Source organism: Halosimplex halobium (genome assembly GCF_051414055.1).
Taxonomy (GTDB): Archaea; Halobacteriota; Halobacteria; order Halobacteriales; family Haloarculaceae; genus Halosimplex; species Halosimplex halobium.
Genome location: NZ_JBLKNX010000001.1, coordinates 333,678 through 350,099 on the forward strand (window position 1 = coordinate 333,678; position 16,422 = coordinate 350,099).

The following is a 16,422-nucleotide window of genomic DNA, read 5'->3' on the forward strand; positions in this document are numbered from 1 at the left end:
AGGCGGCTTCGGAGCCGGTCAGTCGCCGACGGCGAGCGCCCGCGGTTCGACGGCGCTCGCGTCGCTCGACCCGTCGGGCGACCGGTCGCTGAAGAAGACGGCCTCGCTGCCGTAGTGGCGCAGGCGGTGGGTGTCGGCGTCGTACCCCTCCAGCGCGGGCGCCAGGTCCGTCTCCAGTTCGTTCGGCGCGATGACGACCAGCGGGTCGACGTCGCCGTCCTGCAGTTGCTGGGCGGCGACCTCCGCGTCCTGGATGCAGTCGCCCTCGGCGCCGTACGCCTCGACGTACCACTGCAAGGGAAGCGTGTTGCCGATACTCGAACACCTCGGTTCGATCCCGGCGTCCCGCGGGTTGTCGCGGACGTATGTGTTCCCGACGAAGAGCACGTCGACGCCCTCGTGGTCGGCGGCGTGGTCCTCCAGCACCGCCATCGAGGGGCGGAAGTCGTCGGCCGGCTGGGCGTACTGGACGAGTTCGTTGGTGTCGCTGGTGTCGTTCATGTAGACGTACCACCCCGCGGAGCCGGCCATGTAGCCGGCGATCAGCACGAGCGCGAACGCGGTGATGCCGAACCGGACCGAGTCCGTGTGGAGGGCGTCCCGGGCCCTGTCGGCGACCAGCGCGATGCCGACGCCGGCGGGGACCGCCAGCGGCACGAGGGCGTTGACGGCGATCCAGGCGTTGGCGATGTCGGTCCCGAGCGGGTAGCCGATGACCGAGACGAAGCCCCAGTAGGCGCAGAACAGGACGACGCCGCGCGAGCGGACCCGGCCCCACCGCTCGGCGAGGAAGCCGACGACGGCCATCAGCGTCAGCGCGAGCGCCGCCTGGGCCATCGCGTGGACCTCCTGGCCGAGGAAACAGAGGTAGGCGTCGATGATGTTGTCCTTGCGGCAACCGGCGTCGGTCGTCCCGCCGAACCAGTAGCTGTAGCCCCTGACCACGTCGTCGAGCGTCCGGTCGAACAGATCCGGGAACAGCGTCGGATTGAAGACCGCCTGCCAGAAGCCGACGGCGGCAGTGTCGGGCGAGCGCGGCGCGTAGAAGTACAGCGTGACCGCGAGGAAGAGGAACAGCGAGACCGTCCCGTACCAGACGAAGTCGGCGACGTAGTCGGCGAGCGGGCGGCGCCCGCGCAGGTCGTCGAGGCGTTCGCGCGCCCAGTCGAACCCGGAGCGGTCGCCGCCGGTGCGGAACAGCGCCTGGTCGAGCAGCAGGGCGGTGGCGCCGACCCACACCAGCAGGTACACCGCCGTGTTCTCCTTGGCGGTGAAGGCGAGCGCGACGAAGACGACGGCCCCGTAGACGTACCGGACCGAGCGCTCGTCGTAGGCGCGCACGAGCAGGCCGAAGGCGACGAACGCGAACGCCGCCGCCGGCAGCGTGCTCCGGAAGAAGCGCGAGTAGTACAGCAGGAGTGGGTTGAAGGCGAGGAAGAAGGCGACGCCGACGACCTCGTCGCCGTCGAGGTGCTCGCGGAAGAGGAGGGCGGCGAGCGGGAGGAACGCGCCGATCAGCGCCACGAACAGCCGCATCGTGAAGTCGTTGGCGCCCACGGCGTCGAAGAGGAACTTGTTGACGTGCTGAACGAGCGGCCCGTGGATGATGTAGCGGTAGTGGAACTCGCCGGACTCGAGGAAGTACGTCGACCACCAGGCGACGCGGCCCTCGTCGTAGTGGGCGACGCGATGGCCGAGGAAGGCGAGGCGGGCGAGCAGGCCGACGACGACGATCCCGAGGACCCAGCGGGTCGTCCGGCCGATGCGGTCGAACCGGCCGGCCGATCCGCCGGGATCGGAGGGGTCGCTCTCTGCGGGTTCTCGGGCGTCGGCCGAGTCACCGTCGGCGCCGCGGTCGGCGGCCTCGGGCCCGGCAGCGCCCTCTGTGCCGCCGGGGTCGGCGGCGTCGGACTCGGAGTCGGGGCGGCTCATGTCCGCCGTGTCGCCCCCTCACGATTTCAACGCTTGGATCTCTAACGGGTCACTCCTCGTCCTCGTCGGGCGACTTCGCGACCGCGCCGACCGTCCTGTCGACGGCCTCGCCGGCCAGGTCCTCGGCCGTCGTGACGTACTCCTCGATGGCGACCATCAGCACGGCGACGACGAGCAGGCCCGCACCGACGGTCGGCCGGCCCCGCGCCAGCAGGAACTCCAGCCCCAGCAGCGCGACCGGGATCGCGAACACCAGCGTCGTCCCGAGCCCGACCATCCCGAGGATGCTCCGCGCCATACCCCCCGGTTCCGCGCCGACGGCCAAAAGCCCCGCGCCTCCCGCCGGAACCGCCGGTCCCCGGCGATATCCCATCCCACATCCGTGAACGATAACCCTTTTGCGACACTTCTCCCAAGCGTCGGGTATGTTCACCGGGATCGTCGAGGAGACGGGCGAGATCGTCGAGATCGAGGACAGCGACGCGGGCCGCCGGCTCCGGATCGCGACGACGTTCGCGGACCTCGAGGGCGGCCAGAGCATCAGCGTCGACGGGGCGTGTCTCACAGTCGAGGAGTTCGAGGCCGGCGAGTGGTTCTCGGTGTTCCTGGCCGCCGAGACCCTGGAGCGGACGACCTTCGACGCGGCGAGCGAGGGACAGGAAGTCAATCTGGAGCGGGCGCTGGCGGCCGACGAGCGGTTCGACGGCCACGTCGTCCAGGGCCACGTCGACGGCACCACGGAGATCGTCGACATCGAACGAGTGGGGGACGACTGGGCGTACACCTTCGAGCTCCCCGCCGGGCTCGAACAGTACGTCGTCGAGAAGGGGTCGGTCGCGCTCGACGGGATCAGCCTGACCGTCGCCGCGCTCGACGACGCCGGCGGGACGTTCTCGGTGGCGATCATCCCGACGACCTACCACGAGACGACCCTCTCGGAGAAGGAAGTCGGCGACCCCGTCCACGTCGAGGTGGACGTGTTCGCCAAGTACGTCGAGCGCATGCTCGGGATGGCCGACCGCGACGCCGAGGCCGGCGCGGACGTGGCGGCGGTCCGCGAGGCGCTCGGCGAGTACCTGTAGCCGGTGTTCAGCCGTCGAACTCGGCGAGGTCGGCGGGCTCGCCGTCGGGCGCCTCGTCGGTCGCCTCGTGGTAGGCCCGCCGATATCGGGAGATCTTCCGGATCAGCAGGAGGCCGAAGACCCCGTCGTAGACGAGGATGAACCCGAAGAAGGCGACGAACCACGGGATCCCGGTGGCGTCGGCGACGATACCCGGCAGGTACCCCGAGAGCGTGTTGTACAGCGCGTGGACGAGCGTGGCGATGATGAGCCCCTTGACGACGATGGGGCCGGCGCGGTCGGGGTTGAACTTCGCCAGGCCGAGGTAGTAGCCGGCGAACGCCGAGTAGATGACGTGACCCGGTCCCGCGAGCGCGCGGACGGCGGTGATGCCGGTCCCGGCGAGGACGAGGTTGAACGTGTCGGCGATGCCCTGGGTCTGGCCGGCGATGTAGATGGCGTTCTCGATGGTCGCGAAGCCCAGGCCGGCCATCGCGCCGTAGACCGCGCCGTCGACCACGGCGTCGAACTTCGAGGTGCGGTAGGCGTAGAGCCGGACCGCCAGCAGCTTCACCGTCTCCTCGACCGGCCCGACGACGAGGAAGAAATAGAGGATCTGGGTGCCCCAGAACATCAGCCCCAGGCTCTCCAGCGAGACGCTGACGACCGTGTTGACGACGCCGGCGAACCCGGCGAACAGCACGCCGAGCGCGAACGTCCCGACGAGCAGTTCCAGCGGCTCGGAGCTGGTCACGTCGGCGTACCAGACGTACGCCGCCAGCCCCAGCGCCGGCACCGCCGACAGCAGCGTGAAGGTCCCGACGATGGGGTCGGTGACCGCGCCGAGCCCGCCGAGGACGAACTGCGACGCGAGGATAGCCAGCGCCAGCACCACCACGAACAGCCGCAGCGCCGACACTCCCGCCGAGTAGACGAACACGGACAGGCTGTCCAGCAGCGACCGCGGCTCCCACGTCGACACCTCGTAGAGGTCGCGCCCGCTGTCGGCGCGCGCCTCGACCGGATCCCGACTGTCCGACATGGGTCCCCTGTCGGCCCACAGCCCCTAACAGTTTGGCCCTGCGGCTCGAACCTTATACGTACTAGAGGTAGTTTAACACACCATATCCCATTGAGGGGTACGGTTATGAGTGCGAATCCGGGAGTGACAGGCGATGACACGAGTCAGTTCCAGCCGCGGGATGCTCTACTCGACACCGCCGGGCGAGGACGCCGACGAGGAGCCGACGGCCGAGGAGTCGGCAGACGACTGAGCGGCACGCCGGAGGTTCCGCCGGGAAACCAGTAGTCCGCAACGCCTGCGGATAGCGAGAGGTTTTTCGCCGCACGTCCGGTAGCAGTGGTATGACCATCAGGGCGGGCGTCGTCGCCGTCCAGGGCGACGTGAGCGAACACGCCGACGCCATCCGACGAGCCGCCGCCAGCCACGGCGACGAGGCCGAGGTCGTCGAGATCCGCCAGTCGGGCGTCGTCCCCGACTGCGACATCCTGCTCATGCCCGGCGGCGAGTCGACGGCCATCTCCCGACACCTCCACCGCGAGGGCATCGCGCCCGAGATCGAGGCCCACGTCGCCGACGGCAAGCCCGTGCTGGCGACCTGTGCCGGCCTCATCGTCGCCGCCGCGGACCCCAACGACGACCGCGTCGACTCGCTGGGGCTGGTCGACGTGAGCGTCGAGCGCAACGCCTTCGGCCGCCAGGCCGACAGCTTCGAGGCGCCGCTGGACGTGACCGGCCTCGACGAGCCGTTCCCCGCCGTGTTCATCCGCGCGCCGGTCATCGACTCGGTCGGCGACGTTGAGGTCCTCGCCGAGTGGGACGGCCGCGCCGTCGCGGTCCGGGACGGCCCCGTCGTCGCTACTTCCTTCCACCCCGAGCTGACCGACGACGCCCGGATCCACGACCTGGCCTTTTTCGAAAGCGAGGCTGACCGCAGGGAGGCCTCGAAGAACGAGCGGGGAGTGTAACGACCCGCGGGCAGGGCGGAGTCGCGCCCGAAGGGGGCGACCCCCAAGTAGCGAACGGCGAGCGAAGCGAGCCGTGAGCAGGATGGGGTGCGAGCGGAGCGAACACCGCAAAACGCGAGAGGTGAGCGCCGGGAACCGCGAGCAGCCGAGCCGACCGCCGGGAGGTCCCGAAACGCGAGCGGGAAGCGTAGCGAGCGGAAGGCGCGGGTGGCTGTCGAGCGCGGTCCGGGTAGGTCGACCCCGTTCTCAGGTCGTGACAATCCCGGACGGCGGTTTATCTCCGGAGCTCCTCCGTCCACGTGAAGGGTGACACTCATGCTCGACACAGCGACACTGCTTCAGCACGGACCGCACCACGGGCCCCATGGAGGGGCGATGGGAGCCGCCGGTGGCGGCGGCTGGATGGGGTTCGGACTTCCCTGGGGACTGCTGTGGCTGGCACTCTCGGTCGCCCTCCTTTTCGCCGCAGCGTACCTGCTCGCCGACCGGCTGGGGGACAGCGGCGCCCGCGAAGCGGCCGACCCGATGACGACGCTCGAACGCCGGTACGCCCGCGGCGAGATCGACGACGAGGCCTTCGAGGAGCGCCGGATCCGGCTCAGCGAGCGCGACCGACTGTGAGTCCCCGCTCGGTCGCCGCGAGCGCGAACCCGAGGGGACTTACCGGAGCGCGCCGACAGCCCGGGTAATGACCGACGACGTGCTAGACGAGCTGTTCGCCGTCATCGAGGACCGGAAGGCCGAACTCCCGGAGGATTCGTACACCGCCTCGCTGTTCACCCACGAGAAGGGCGAGAACGCCGTCCTGGAGAAGCTCGGCGAGGAGACCACCGAGTTGCTGCTGGCCGCCAAGGACGACGACCGCGAGGAGGTCGCCCACGAGTCCGCCGACATCGTCTACCACCTGCTCGTCCTGCTCGCCATGAAGGATATGGACCTGGAGGACCTGCGCGACGAACTCGCCGAGCGGCGGTAGGAAGCGCGCCGTAGAGTCCCTCGTGAGCCGGTGGAGTCACCGAACGAACTTCCCGTCCGTCACACGCCGAGAACGGACGCGGTTTCCGTCGCTATCGTGTCCGCCATCGCGTCAGTGACACTCCCCTGCGCGTTGCTGATATCGGCGTGTTTGATCGTGAAGACGTACCACGGCGACGCGTAGCTATCGCCGGGCGGCCCACCGAACCGCCAGTCGTCGGACCCGATCTCGATCGCTTCCGGGCGTTGTTTCGAGGTGAGTGCGACGACGGCGTACTCTTCCCCGTGGAAGGGGTGGGTATCGTCGCTCAGAACGACGAAATATCGGTGGTTCGGCGGATTCTTGAACGGTGCCGGGTGTTTCACCACGTCGGCGCGCTGGAACGGCTGGTCACTCGTCACGCATCTCACGCGGATCGACCGCGTTCTCGTCCCAGCCTTCGAACTGGTCGTCCCCGTACCGGTCTCCGAGCGCTTTGAGTCCCAACATCGTCCCGGTCGATCCAGCCAGGCGGTCGTCGTCACCGATCGCCCAGAACGGTTCGGCGTGTCGGACGAGGCCCTGTTCTTCGAGGCGCTTCAGCGTGCCGCGGACGCTGCCCGGTTTGATATCGGTTTCGTCGGCTATCTCGGACGGTTTGAAACCCGTGTCCGGATGTTCACCCAGGAACGTCAGGATGTGATATGCGTGTGTATCGGGGTCGAACGCGAGATCGTTCTCGCTCTGTCGGTCGGCGTATTCGTCGAAGTTCACGGGCATAACTGTTTTAACGGTTGTAACAGCACGTAACGCTGAAACACGGATATCACTTTCGCCGACGGCACCGCCTGTCGTCGACGCTACTCCACCGGCTCGAACCGGTGGCGGACGACCTCGCTGTCGTCGTCCCACTCGAAGGAGTCGTGGACGCGGTTCAGCCGCTCGCGGTATGCCTCCAGGTCCTCTGACCCCTCACGCTGGGCGTCCTCGTCGGTCAGGTCCCCGAGCGTGCGGCGGGTCACGTCGGTCACCTCGAAGGTCGTCCCGTCGATCTCGAAGGTGTCGCCCTCGTCGGCGTACCTGTGTCCGCGGTGCAGCTGGGTGACCTTCCCCGCCGCGGCCATCTGCTGGACGTGCTCGTTCGGCAGGACCTCGCCGGCGTCGATCTCGGCCATGTCGGCGATGAGGGCGGGACGAGCAAAAGGGTGACTACGGCGTGGGTCCCGTGACTCAGGGTCGGCGGGGGAGCGCCCGGCCGGCGACGCCCCCCGCGATCCCCCCGAGGACGCCCAGCGGGACGAGGACGAGCAGCGAGACGGCGAAGACGAGCAGCGACGCCAGCCCGAGGACCGGCCCGAGCGAGAACACGCCCATCGCGACCCCGACGAGCCCGTACGCAGCGCTCTGGCTCCCCAGCGCGAGACCGACGACGAGCGCGACGGCTGTCAGCGCGGCCGCGACCGCGGCACCGGCCGGCGGGGCGAGGACGGCAGCGGCGCCGCCGACGACGGCACCGCCCCGGAGCTCCCCGACCGCGAACCCGGCGACGAGGCCGCCGGCGAGCGACCCCAGCAGGACGATATCGGTCGCGAGCAGGAGCACGCCGAGCGTCACGACGTTCACGGCGGTCCCGACCAGGAGGGCGCCCGAACGGTTCACACCGGCGACAGTCGCGGGGATGTCTTAAAAGGTCACGTGAGCGGCGGACCGGCGGTCGGGTCGGCGCCGCGTGGCGGGTCAGTCCGCGAGGACCGCGCCGATGGCGCCGCCGACGGCGCTGTCGAGGGCGAAGACGAACGCGATGACGAGGCCCACGACGACCACGCTGAGGCCACCGAGCAGGCCCCCGATGGGACCGCCGAGGGCGCCGCCCAGGAGGCCGGCGATCGGGGCGGTGACGACGACGAGCACCAGCCCGCCGAAGGCGCCGGCGAGCAGGCCGTGCCAGAGGCCGTTTCCGAGGCCGCCGCCGGCGAGGTAGCCGGCGACGAACCCCGCGATCAGCCCGGCGCCGACGTGGCCGACCACGGGGACGAGGAAGGCGGCGAATCCCGCGACGATGCCGGCGACGAATCCCCAGACGACCGCGCTCCAGTCTGTCATCACCCCCTGTAGGGCGCCGGGGCCCATAGGCGATCCGCCGGGGTTCGCAGGCGCGGTGGACGGGGCGGGTGTGCGGGTCGGACAACAGGCGCCGCCCCGCGGGCTGTGGCGGGCTGACACGGCCGTCGCCGAGTAAACGGTCTTTTACGCGCCGGCCGTCTACGGGGGTGCAATGAGCCAACCGTTCGAGGACCTGCCGACGACGCCGACCGCCGAGGAGCTGGTGGACAAGGCGTTCTCGCGGGCCGCGCGCGCGGGGCGGGCCAAGAGCGGCCACGACGCCCCACTCTCGATGCTACAGACGGCGTCGAACATCGCCTCCGACAACCTGGAGAACGTCGTCACCGACTGGCCGGACTTCGACGACCTGGACCCGTTCTACGAGGAACTCGCCGACGCCGTCATCGCGTCGAACACGACGGGCGACGACGCGCCGGACATCGGCGGCATCGACGCCGTCCGACAGCACCTCTCGGAGATCAACTGGGCGAGTGGGAAGACCGCGGAGATCCGCGAGGAGTACCAGGGCCGGATCGCCACCGGCGACATCGACACCGCCCGGAAGCTCCGCGAGCAGGCCTTTGCCCGCATCGCCGACGTGGTCGAGGAGGTCGAGGACGACCTCGCGGCCGTCGGCGCCGCCCGCGACGACCTGAAGACCCTGCCGGACATCCGCCCCGACGAGCCGACGATCGTCGTCGCCGGCTACCCCAACGTCGGCAAGTCGACGTTCGTCAACGCCGTCACCAACGCCGAAAACGAGACCGCCTCCTACCCGTTCACGACGACCGAGATCCGGGTGGGCCACTTCGACGACGGACACATCCGCTACCAGATCGTCGACACCCCGGGTCTCCTCGACCGCGCGCCCGAGGAGCGCAACGACGTGGAATCGCAGGCCGTCAGCGCGCTCGAACACCTCGCCGACGGGGTCCTCGTGCTCGTCGACGCCAGCGGGGAGTGTGGCTACCCGCTGGACACGCAGCTGGCGCTGCGTGACGACCTCGAAGCGCGCTTCGACGTGCCCGTGCTCACCGTCTGCAACAAGGCCGACCGTTCGCGGGACGTGGCGGCGGACCTGTACATGAGCGTCACCGAGGACGAGAACGTCCAGGGCGTCCTCGACGCCGCGGTCGAGGCGGTCGACTACGAGCCGGAACTGCCCTACGACGGGTCCTGACGAAGCTCTCGTCCTGCGGCGGTTCGCAGAACCGCGAGCCGCGGCTGTCGAGGTGAGCGAAGCGTCACCGGGGACTCCGGTGACGGGAGAACGGAACCGTCAGCGGGTGGGGAGTGCCCGACGCCGTGGGATCGGGGGCGTCGGACGGTGGGTGTCAGAGGGGTGTCGGTGGGGCGGGCGGCGAACCGGCGTCGTCAGCCGTCCGTCTCGTAGACGACGGTGACGGAGGCGCTGACGCTGACCGGGCCGCTGTCGATGGAGGTGCCCGCGTCGCCACCGGCCGCGAGCGCCGCGGTCTGAACGCTGTAGGGACGGGCGCTGTACCCAGTGGTCGAGACGCGGTCGACGCCGGCGACGGTCAGGTCCTCGGCGGCGGCGATGGTGCTGGCCTCGCCGCGCGCGGCGTTCATCGCCTCGGTCAGGGCCTCCTGGCGGAGCTCCTCGCGCCTGTCCGCCGAGAGGGTGAACTCGACCCCGTCGACCTCGTCGGCACCGTTGGTGACGGCGGTATCGACGACCTGCCCGACGCTATCCGGGTCGTCGGTCGTGATGGCGAACGTGTGGATGGCGCGGTAGGCCGGCTCCTCGCTCGGCGCGCCGCCGTAGCGGCGGTTCGTCGAGATGTCGTAGTAGGCCGTCCGGATCTGGCCGTCCTCGATACCCATCTCCTCGAGCGCCGAGCGCATCGAGCTGGCGTTCTCCGAGAGGTGCGACCGGACCGTCTCGATCTCGTCGCCCGTCGCGACGACGCCGACGCGGACCACCGCGCGGTCGGCCGCGGCCTGGACCTGGCCGGAGGCCCCGACGGTGATCGTGTCGCTCCCGTCCGCCTGCGCGGACTGCTGTGCCTCGACCGGCGAGCCGCCGGCCGCGAACGCGGCGCCGACGCCCGCCGTCGCCAGCAGCGCGGCGACGACGGCCACGCCGGCGAGTGTGAGTCGTGAGTTCATGCACTCGTTCGGACGACCCCCTATCAAATAGCAACCACGTTAACTCAAACGCCTCTTTGAAGGTCCGAAATCACCGTCTGACGGGACACACTGGACCGTGACCGGCCCCGCTCGGGTGACAGCTGACTGTCAGGCCGAGTCGGTGACGACGTATCGAACCTGCGTGCGGACCTCCCGGTCGACGGCCCGCTCGACGCGACTGTCGATCCGTTCGGCCAGCGCCGGGTGGTCGTGGTCGTCGACGCCGATGGTCACCGTGATCCCGACGGGGTGGCGAAAGAGCGGGCCGCCGCTGCGGTTGACCTCCATCGAGAGCACCTCCGGGGACCCCTCCGTCTCGGCGAGCGCGTCGTTCGTCGCCTCCTGGATCCGCTCCTCGGTCGTCGCCCCCTGGAAGGAGTCGTAGGTGACGCCGCCGAGGAACACCGACAGCGCGACGATGGCGACGACGAGCACGCCGATCCGGCGCACGGTCGCGCCGCGGGCCTCCTCCAGCTGGAACCAGTTGGTCGGCCGGTAGCCGCTGTAGCGCAGGACGACCAGCGCGGCGAGGTTGATCGACAGCAGGTTCACCAGCACGAGCACGCCCGAGCCCAGCGAGACGACGGGCTTGCCCCACGCGATGCCGATGCCGACGGTCGCCGCCGGCGGGATGAGCGCGACGGCGATCATCACGCCGACGATCGCCGATGAGATCCCCGCCGTCAGCGAGATCGCGCCGGCGACGCCCGCGCCGAGCGCGACCACCAGCGAGAGGAAGTCGGGGTACAGCCGGCTGCGGACCTGCGGGATGGCCGTCACGTCGGTAAAGGGCGGGATCAGGTGGACGGTCTTGACCAGCCACGCGAAGGCGGCAGCGCTCGCGATCGAGACGGCGAGGCCGACGACCTGCAGTTTGACGCCGCGGGCGAACAGGTCGTCGTCGACGACGACCGTCCCGACGCTGGCGGCCATCGCCGGGCCGATCAGCGGCGCGATCACCATCGACCCGACGATGACCGCGGGGGAGTTCAGCAGGAGCCCGGCGGTCGCGATGACCGCGCTGACGACCGTCATCACGAGGTACGCCGGGGTCGACAGCAGGAGGTCCTTCGCGGCCGCGACCAGCTCCTCCCGGGCGATGCGGTCGCCGTTCTCCTCCTCGGCGTAGCGCTCCTCCAGCTGGTCGAACTCGTCGGAGACGACCGTCTCGGCGTCGAGGACGACCGTGTAGGTGCTCTCGTCGATGCCGGCGCTCCGGAGCGTGTCCAGCACCGGCTCGACGGCGTTCGTGGGGAGCGGGACGTACGCCACCGCGGCGTACTCCCGGCCGCTGGTCTCGTCCGTGACGATGTAGTCGATGTCCTCCTCGTCGAGCGCTCGCGTGACGGTCTCGCGCTTGCCCGTCGGGATCGTGATCTGGACGAGACGCACGTGCCACCGAACGTGCAGGACGGTGAAATACGCTCGGGATCGAACCCCGCCGCGCTTCGCAGTCACCGCGCGGACGGCTCCGCGGTACAGGGGACAGGTATCGGTCGCAGTGCGGTCGGCGCGCGCTGGAGCGCGCTCTCGTGCGCGCGACGGAAACCGCGCGAGGGATGAGCATCGCAGCCTGCGAGAAGCGCAATCGGCTAGGGAGGTTCGTGGCCGTCTGCGGTGCTGTGCGGGGCGGTGCGGTCCCTGGTGGACTGAAAGGGCGAGGCGCGCTCGCGCTTGCCTGGTCGCCTGAGCGGGTCACTATCCGCGCGGGCGGTGCCGAGAGCGCGGATATCCCGCTCAGCGACCGCGAGCGCGGCGAGGGCTTTCACCACCTGCGGTCCGATGCAGTCACCGAGACCGCTAGCGAGCGCGGCGAGGGCTTTCATCGCCTGCGGTCCGATGCAGTCACCGAGACCGCTAGCGAGCGCGGCGAGGGCTTTCATCGCCTGCCGTCGAGTGCGGTCGCGATCGACCCTATCTCCTTCACGAGGGGGCGACTCGAAACACCGACTCGACTCACACGCCGTCACGCCCGGACGGATCCGCGAGCCGAAAGCTTTTGCCGCCGATCCACATAGCACGTTGCATGCGACGCGACGACCGCGACGACCCCTTCGACGAGTTCTTCCGGGAGATAGAGCGGATGATGAACGACGTGATGGACGACGCCCGCACCCGCGGCGGCGCCGACCCCGGCGCCTCGGACCCGTCGGGCGCGGACGTACACCTCGACGTGTACGAGGAGGACGACTCCCTGCGGGTGGTCGCGGACATCCCCGGCGTCGACAAACGGGACATCGACCTGCGCTGTGACGGCGAGGTGCTCACCCTCGACGCGGCCGGCGACGCCCGCGAGTACCACGAGCGGGTCCGCCTGCCCGCCCGCGTCGACGAGCACTCCGCCGCGGCGTCGTACAACAACGGCATCCTCGAAGTGACCTTCGACCGCGCCGACGACTCCGCGAACATCGACCTGTCCTGAGCGGTCCCGGTCGTCCCCGCCGCCATCGCGGCGGTAGTCGCTCATCTCTCGACGTCGATCACCTCCCCGTCAGCCCCCGGTCCGTCCGGGCGGGCCGCCACCCGCGGCGTCAGGCCAGCGCGCCGAACGCCGCGACCGCCAGCCCGCAGGCCACCGCCGGCGTCGCCACCCACGTCAGGACGATCCGTCTGGTGACCGCCGGGTCGTAGAGGGCAGCGCCCGCCGGGGCCGAGCGGTCCGCGCCCGCCCGGCCCCCGTCCGACGCGCTACTCGGACCGGCCTCCCGGAGTCCGCCGACGCCCTCGTCCGGACCGTCGACGGCGCGGCTCGCCCGCCCCCACCCGAGGCCGACGACCGCCATCGTCGTCGTGACAGCCAGGCTCGCGGGGATCCCGACGACGTTGAGGGCGGTGATGATCGAGGCGGCGACGGTCTGGACGACCAGCGCGCCGGCCACCGAGAGGTTCGTGATCCCCTCGCCGACCGTCTCCAGCGTGCGCGGGCCGAGGACGGCGGCACCGACGGCGATGCCAGCGACGCCCAGCCCCGTCGCCGGCCCCATCCGGACCAGGTCCGCGCCGACCAGCGCGCCGACCGCGTTGGCGACGTTCGACCCGCCCGCGGCCGCGCCCATGGCACAGCCACCGACGACCAGCGCGGCCCGCGACCAGCCGGGACGGCCTCGCAGCGCCGCCACGACCCGGTCGTAGCCGTAGCGGCCGACGATGGCCGTCAGCCAGAACGCGACGATCGCCGCCGCGACCCAGGAGCCGACGACCCGCGCGACCGTCCCCCAGCGGAGCGCGTTCGCCGCCAGCCCCAGCCCCGACACCGCGCCGACCGCCGTCGCGGACGTGCTGACCGACACCCGGCGGTAGTTCCCGACGAGGATACCCACGCCGGTCACCGCGAGGACGACCAGCGCCGCCTCAACCGTGAACACGGCAGGGGCGACGAACTGCTCCCCCAGCGTCTCCGTCACGCGCCCGCCGAACGTGACCCCGCCGAGTGCCACCGACAGCGCCATCAGCATCGCCGCCCGGCGAGTTCCGACCGCGTCGCTCCCCGTCACCGGCCCGAAAGCCACCCCCATCGACGACCCGCCGACGTTCAGCGCGACGAACGACGACGCGACAACTCCCCCGGCCAGCGCGAGCGTCGAACCCACCATCTCGTCGCTGTTGTTTTCCCTGATTCTCGATAAACCTTTTCCATAAGTTATGTGGCGACCCCCGCGCCCACAAAGTACAGGACGGAGCCGGCCGCACTCCCGGCGATGACCCGTTCGGTCGACGGCCCGACCGAGGCGTTCGAACTGCTGGGCGACGAGACGCGCCTGTCGATCCTGCGGACCCTGGCCGAGGCCGACGAGCCGCTGACGTTCACCCGCCTGCGCGAGCGGTGCGGCGTCGCCGACTCCGGCCGGTTCAGCTACCACCTGCGGCGCCTCTGCGAGTACTTCGTCCACGAGACGACCGAGGGCTACGAACTCGGACCGGCCGGGGATCGCGTGATCGCGGCGACGGGCAAACGGGCGGCGCGGCCGAGGACCACGGCGCGGACGCCGACGGCCCGGACGCGAACCCTGCCGGCACCGACGAGTGCCCGGTCTGCGGCGACGAGGACTACGAGAAACTGTTCCACGTCCACCTCTCGGCGCCGTGGCGCGGGTGAGCGAGGATATCAGGCCGTGGCGGACTCGGGCGCGTACCCGTGCAGTGCGGCCGCCGCCCGGCCGACGAGCGACTGGGCGAGCGTCCCCTGCTGGCGGTCGAACGCCGCGTGTTTCACCGTGGCGACGTACCACGGCGAGACGTACGCCCGCTTCTCGGACCCGCCGGCGACCCACGCGTCGTCGGGGACGGCGATCCCCTCGTCGTGGTCCTGTGTGGTCATCGCGGCGCAGATGCACTCCTCGCCGGCGAACGGGTGGTCGTCAGTACTGAGGACCAGCCACGGCCGATACGCGGGGGGTGTTCTTGTGCGGCGCGGGACCCCACCAGACCTCACCGCGCGAGGGCATCTACCCGTCCTCCGGGTCGTCGACACCGGGACCCCACGCCGACGGGTCTTCGGCCCCCAGCCGGTCGCTCGCGGCACGGGCGACGCGGACGCTCGTGAGCGCAGCGTCGATATCCGCGTCGGGCGCGATCGCCCAGTACTCCCCCCGGTGGCGGACGACCCCTCGGTCCTCCAGTCTGCTCAGCACGACCCCGATGCTCCCGCGCGGAACGTCCGTCGCCCCCCTGATCTCCTTCGGCGTGAACGCCTGGTCGTCGTGTTCGCCGAGGAACGCCAGCACTCGCTCGGCGTTAGTCGGACCGCTTCCGGTCGCACGGAGTTCGGCCTCCGGCGCCTCCTCGAACTCGTCGACGTCGATGGGCATGTAACGGGTGTAACTACGTAACTCCACGTAATAACTCCGGCGGCGGCCGGACTGTGACGCGTCGCTCCCGAACTGTGTCGACTGCGTCGACGGTGTCGCCCCGTCATCAAAACTACCATACCGCCTCGCTCCGAGCGTTCCGGTAACAGACGGTGGTTTCCGTGCCCAAGAAACAGGAATACACAGGCGACTACGACGACAAGACGCTGTACATCCCCGGCCCGACCGAAGTCCGCGAGGACGTCATCGACGAGATGGCCCAGCCGATGTTCGGCCACCGGATGGACCGGATGACCGACCTCTACACGACCATCGTCGAGGACACCAAGGAGTTCCTCGGCACCGACAACGAGGTCGTCATCCTCACCGCCTCCGGCACCGAGTTCTGGGAGGCCTCGACGCTGAACCTCGTCGACGAGAACATCCTCGTGCCGACCTGCGGGAGCTTCAGCGAACGGCACGCCAACGTCGCCGAACGGCTCGGCAAGGACGTCGACCGCCTGGAGTACGACTGGGGCGAGGCCATCAAGCCCGCGGACATCCGCGAGCACCTCGAATCGACGGACAAACACTACGACGTGGTCGCCACCGTCATGAACGAGTCCTCGACGGGCGTCCGCAACCCCATCGAGGAGATCGGCGACGTGGTCGCGGAGTACCCGGACACCTACTTCGTCGTCGACGCCGTCTCCGCGCTGGGCGGCGACTACGTCGACATCGACGAACACGACATCGACGTGATCTTCGCCTCCACGCAGAAGGCCTTCGCCATGCCGCCCGGCCTCGCGGTCTGCGTCGTCAGCGACGAGGCCTACGAGCGCGAACTCGACAAGGACTCGGCCTCGTGGTACGGCGGCTTCCAGCGCACGCTCGACTACTACGACCGGAAGGGCCAGACCCACTCGACGCCCGCCATCCCCGTCATGCTCGCCTACCGCAAGCAGATGAAACACATGCTGGAGGAGGGCCACCGCGCCCGCGACCAGCGCCACCAGGAGATGACCGAGTACGTCCACGACTGGGCACGCGAGCACTTCGATCTCTTCGCCGAGGAGGGGTATCGCTCCCAGACCGTGTCCTGCATCGAGAACACCCAGGACATCGACGTGGCCGCGACCATCGAGCAGGTCTCCGAGGAGTACGACTTCGTCTTCTCGAACGGCTACGGCTCCCAGCTCGGCGAGAAAACGTTCCGCATCGGCCACATGGGCGAACACGACCTCGAGAGCATCCGGGCACTCACCGACGCCATCGAAGACGTAGCCGGTCTCTGAACCGGCGACCGCGCACCGACGGCGACCGCGGCGTTTCTCCGATGGATCCAGATCCCCGTAGGGAGACTGGGTAGACGAACGTGTTCGGCGACCGTGCCGGACCGCGGGAACCGGTGAGCCGTTCCTATACGTGGGGATCGAACGGTCGC

At 70.0% G+C, this 16,422-nt stretch carries 20 protein-coding genes and 1 pseudogene; 8 read left to right on the top strand and 13 right to left on the bottom strand.

Features of this window, described 5'->3' with window-relative positions; all coding sequences use genetic code 11:
* Nucleotides 1-18: 18 nt before the first annotated feature.
* Both ACMGFG_RS01715 and ACMGFG_RS01720 read right to left on the bottom strand, forming a co-directional pair.
* On the bottom strand, nt 19-1,932 hold the full coding sequence (locus ACMGFG_RS01715; RefSeq protein ID WP_436928625.1) for a flippase activity-associated protein Agl23: 1,914 nt from the start codon (nt 1,930-1,932) through the stop codon (nt 19-21).
* Between the two features lie 49 nt (nt 1,933-1,981).
* Nucleotides 1,982-2,230, bottom strand: a complete 249-nt coding sequence (locus ACMGFG_RS01720; protein ID WP_209452234.1) for a DUF7533 family protein — start codon at nt 2,228-2,230, stop codon at nt 1,982-1,984.
* Nucleotides 2,231-2,357: 127 nt separating this feature from the next.
* On the opposite strand from ACMGFG_RS01720, the gene ACMGFG_RS01725 reads away from it, so the two are divergent.
* On the top strand, nt 2,358-3,014 hold the full coding sequence (locus ACMGFG_RS01725) for a riboflavin synthase (protein WP_436928626.1): 657 nt from the start codon (nt 2,358-2,360) through the stop codon (nt 3,012-3,014).
* A 7-nt stretch (nt 3,015-3,021) separates the two neighbouring features.
* Here the strand turns inward: ACMGFG_RS01725 and ACMGFG_RS01730 are convergent, their stop codons facing one another.
* On the bottom strand, nt 3,022-4,035 hold the full coding sequence (locus tag ACMGFG_RS01730) for a PrsW family intramembrane metalloprotease (protein WP_436928627.1): 1,014 nt from the start codon (nt 4,033-4,035) through the stop codon (nt 3,022-3,024).
* Nucleotides 4,036-4,358: 323 nt separating this feature from the next.
* On the opposite strand from ACMGFG_RS01730, the gene pdxT reads away from it, so the two are divergent.
* The 3 genes from pdxT to hisE all read left to right on the top strand — a co-directional run bounded on the left by pdxT (nt 4,359) and on the right by hisE (nt 5,958).
* Nucleotides 4,359-4,982: a pyridoxal 5'-phosphate synthase glutaminase subunit PdxT gene (gene pdxT / locus ACMGFG_RS01735; protein WP_436928628.1), complete on the top strand. Its 624-nt coding sequence runs from the start codon at nt 4,359-4,361 to the stop codon at nt 4,980-4,982.
* Between the two features lie 375 nt (nt 4,983-5,357).
* Nucleotides 5,358-5,603 carry an SHOCT domain-containing protein gene (locus ACMGFG_RS01740; protein WP_436928629.1) on the top strand — a complete coding sequence of 82 codons (246 nt, stop codon included), beginning with the start codon at nt 5,358-5,360 and terminating at the stop codon, nt 5,601-5,603.
* Between the two features lie 67 nt (nt 5,604-5,670).
* The gene (gene hisE / locus ACMGFG_RS01745; protein ID WP_436910995.1) at nt 5,671-5,958 is read left to right on the top strand and encodes a phosphoribosyl-ATP diphosphatase; all 288 of its coding nucleotides are present in this window, start codon (nt 5,671-5,673) and stop codon (nt 5,956-5,958) included.
* A gap of 59 nt (nt 5,959-6,017) precedes the next feature.
* Here hisE and ACMGFG_RS01750 read toward each other — a convergent pair whose 3' ends face one another.
* From ACMGFG_RS01750 to ACMGFG_RS01770, 5 genes are all read right to left on the bottom strand, one after another.
* On the bottom strand, nt 6,018-6,359 hold the full coding sequence (locus tag ACMGFG_RS01750; RefSeq protein WP_436928630.1) for a hypothetical protein: 342 nt from the start codon (nt 6,357-6,359) through the stop codon (nt 6,018-6,020).
* Nucleotides 6,349-6,717, bottom strand: a complete 369-nt coding sequence (locus tag ACMGFG_RS01755; protein ID WP_436928631.1) for a MarR family transcriptional regulator — start codon at nt 6,715-6,717, stop codon at nt 6,349-6,351. Before ACMGFG_RS01755 ends, ACMGFG_RS01750 begins: the two co-directional genes overlap by 11 nt.
* A gap of 80 nt (nt 6,718-6,797) precedes the next feature.
* Nucleotides 6,798-7,112 carry an ASCH domain-containing protein gene (locus ACMGFG_RS01760; protein WP_436928632.1) on the bottom strand — a complete coding sequence of 105 codons (315 nt, stop codon included), beginning with the start codon at nt 7,110-7,112 and terminating at the stop codon, nt 6,798-6,800.
* A gap of 55 nt (nt 7,113-7,167) precedes the next feature.
* Nucleotides 7,168-7,596: a hypothetical protein gene (locus tag ACMGFG_RS01765; RefSeq protein ID WP_436928633.1), complete on the bottom strand. Its 429-nt coding sequence runs from the start codon at nt 7,594-7,596 to the stop codon at nt 7,168-7,170.
* 78 nt (nt 7,597-7,674) lie between these two features.
* Nucleotides 7,675-8,040, bottom strand: a complete 366-nt coding sequence (locus ACMGFG_RS01770) for a DUF5518 domain-containing protein (RefSeq protein ID WP_436928634.1) — start codon at nt 8,038-8,040, stop codon at nt 7,675-7,677.
* A 172-nt stretch (nt 8,041-8,212) separates the two neighbouring features.
* Between ACMGFG_RS01770 and ACMGFG_RS01775 the strand changes: the two genes are divergently transcribed.
* On the top strand, nt 8,213-9,220 hold the full coding sequence (locus ACMGFG_RS01775) for an NOG1 family protein (protein ID WP_436928635.1): 1,008 nt from the start codon (nt 8,213-8,215) through the stop codon (nt 9,218-9,220).
* Between the two features lie 194 nt (nt 9,221-9,414).
* Here ACMGFG_RS01775 and ACMGFG_RS01780 read toward each other — a convergent pair whose 3' ends face one another.
* Both ACMGFG_RS01780 and ACMGFG_RS01785 read right to left on the bottom strand, forming a co-directional pair.
* A complete protein-coding gene (locus ACMGFG_RS01780; protein WP_436928636.1) occupies nt 9,415-10,170 on the bottom strand; it encodes an SIMPL domain-containing protein in 756 nt (251 codons plus the stop codon).
* A 129-nt stretch (nt 10,171-10,299) separates the two neighbouring features.
* Entirely contained in the window at nt 10,300-11,583 is a 1,284-nt protein-coding gene (locus tag ACMGFG_RS01785) for a TIGR00341 family protein (RefSeq protein WP_436928637.1), read from the bottom strand.
* 634 nt (nt 11,584-12,217) lie between these two features.
* On the opposite strand from ACMGFG_RS01785, the gene ACMGFG_RS01790 reads away from it, so the two are divergent.
* Nucleotides 12,218-12,613, top strand: a complete 396-nt coding sequence (locus tag ACMGFG_RS01790) for an Hsp20/alpha crystallin family protein (protein ID WP_436928638.1) — start codon at nt 12,218-12,220, stop codon at nt 12,611-12,613.
* A 109-nt stretch (nt 12,614-12,722) separates the two neighbouring features.
* On the opposite strand, the gene ACMGFG_RS01795 is transcribed toward ACMGFG_RS01790, so the two are convergent.
* The gene (locus ACMGFG_RS01795; RefSeq protein WP_436928639.1) at nt 12,723-13,784 is read right to left on the bottom strand and encodes an inorganic phosphate transporter; all 1,062 of its coding nucleotides are present in this window, start codon (nt 13,782-13,784) and stop codon (nt 12,723-12,725) included.
* 105 nt (nt 13,785-13,889) lie between these two features.
* Between ACMGFG_RS01795 and ACMGFG_RS01800 the strand changes: the two are divergent.
* A pseudogene (locus ACMGFG_RS01800) lies at nt 13,890-14,075 on the top strand (winged helix-turn-helix domain-containing protein); the annotation flags it as partial.
* Nucleotides 14,076-14,296: 221 nt separating this feature from the next.
* Here ACMGFG_RS01800 and ACMGFG_RS01805 read toward each other — a convergent pair.
* Together ACMGFG_RS01805 and ACMGFG_RS01810 are read right to left on the bottom strand one after the other, a co-directional pair.
* Nucleotides 14,297-14,509 carry a hypothetical protein gene (locus ACMGFG_RS01805; protein ID WP_436928640.1) on the bottom strand — a complete coding sequence of 71 codons (213 nt, stop codon included), beginning with the start codon at nt 14,507-14,509 and terminating at the stop codon, nt 14,297-14,299.
* A 127-nt stretch (nt 14,510-14,636) separates the two neighbouring features.
* Nucleotides 14,637-14,999, bottom strand: coding sequence for a MarR family transcriptional regulator (locus tag ACMGFG_RS01810; protein ID WP_436928641.1), 363 nt, complete (start codon nt 14,997-14,999; stop codon nt 14,637-14,639).
* A 161-nt stretch (nt 15,000-15,160) separates the two neighbouring features.
* Between ACMGFG_RS01810 and ACMGFG_RS01815 the strand changes: the two genes are divergently transcribed.
* On the top strand, nt 15,161-16,273 hold the full coding sequence (locus tag ACMGFG_RS01815) for a pyridoxal-phosphate-dependent aminotransferase family protein (RefSeq protein ID WP_436928642.1): 1,113 nt from the start codon (nt 15,161-15,163) through the stop codon (nt 16,271-16,273).
* Nucleotides 16,274-16,422: the final 149 nt, after the last annotated feature.

Coding starts and splice junctions, on each gene's coding strand:
- ACMGFG_RS01715 (WP_436928625.1), bottom strand. CDS start 1,932: ATGAGCCGCCCCGACTCCGAGTCCGACGCCGCCGACCCCGGCGGCACA.
- ACMGFG_RS01720 (WP_209452234.1), bottom strand. CDS start 2,230: ATGGCGCGGAGCATCCTCGGGATGGTCGGGCTCGGGACGACGCTGGTG.
- ACMGFG_RS01725 (WP_436928626.1), top strand. CDS start 2,358: ATGTTCACCGGGATCGTCGAGGAGACGGGCGAGATCGTCGAGATCGAG.
- ACMGFG_RS01730 (WP_436928627.1), bottom strand. CDS start 4,035: ATGTCGGACAGTCGGGATCCGGTCGAGGCGCGCGCCGACAGCGGGCGC.
- pdxT (WP_436928628.1), top strand. CDS start 4,359: ATGACCATCAGGGCGGGCGTCGTCGCCGTCCAGGGCGACGTGAGCGAA.
- ACMGFG_RS01740 (WP_436928629.1), top strand. CDS start 5,358: ATGGGAGCCGCCGGTGGCGGCGGCTGGATGGGGTTCGGACTTCCCTGG.
- hisE (WP_436910995.1), top strand. CDS start 5,671: ATGACCGACGACGTGCTAGACGAGCTGTTCGCCGTCATCGAGGACCGG.
- ACMGFG_RS01755 (WP_436928631.1), bottom strand. CDS start 6,717: ATGCCCGTGAACTTCGACGAATACGCCGACCGACAGAGCGAGAACGAT.
- ACMGFG_RS01760 (WP_436928632.1), bottom strand. CDS start 7,112: ATGGCCGAGATCGACGCCGGCGAGGTCCTGCCGAACGAGCACGTCCAG.
- ACMGFG_RS01770 (WP_436928634.1), bottom strand. CDS start 8,040: ATGACAGACTGGAGCGCGGTCGTCTGGGGATTCGTCGCCGGCATCGTC.
- ACMGFG_RS01775 (WP_436928635.1), top strand. CDS start 8,213: ATGAGCCAACCGTTCGAGGACCTGCCGACGACGCCGACCGCCGAGGAG.
- ACMGFG_RS01780 (WP_436928636.1), bottom strand. CDS start 10,170: ATGAACTCACGACTCACACTCGCCGGCGTGGCCGTCGTCGCCGCGCTG.
- ACMGFG_RS01790 (WP_436928638.1), top strand. CDS start 12,218: ATGCGACGCGACGACCGCGACGACCCCTTCGACGAGTTCTTCCGGGAG.
- ACMGFG_RS01795 (WP_436928639.1), bottom strand. CDS start 13,784: ATGGTGGGTTCGACGCTCGCGCTGGCCGGGGGAGTTGTCGCGTCGTCG.
- ACMGFG_RS01805 (WP_436928640.1), bottom strand. CDS start 14,509: ATGACCACACAGGACCACGACGAGGGGATCGCCGTCCCCGACGACGCG.
- ACMGFG_RS01810 (WP_436928641.1), bottom strand. CDS start 14,999: ATGCCCATCGACGTCGACGAGTTCGAGGAGGCGCCGGAGGCCGAACTC.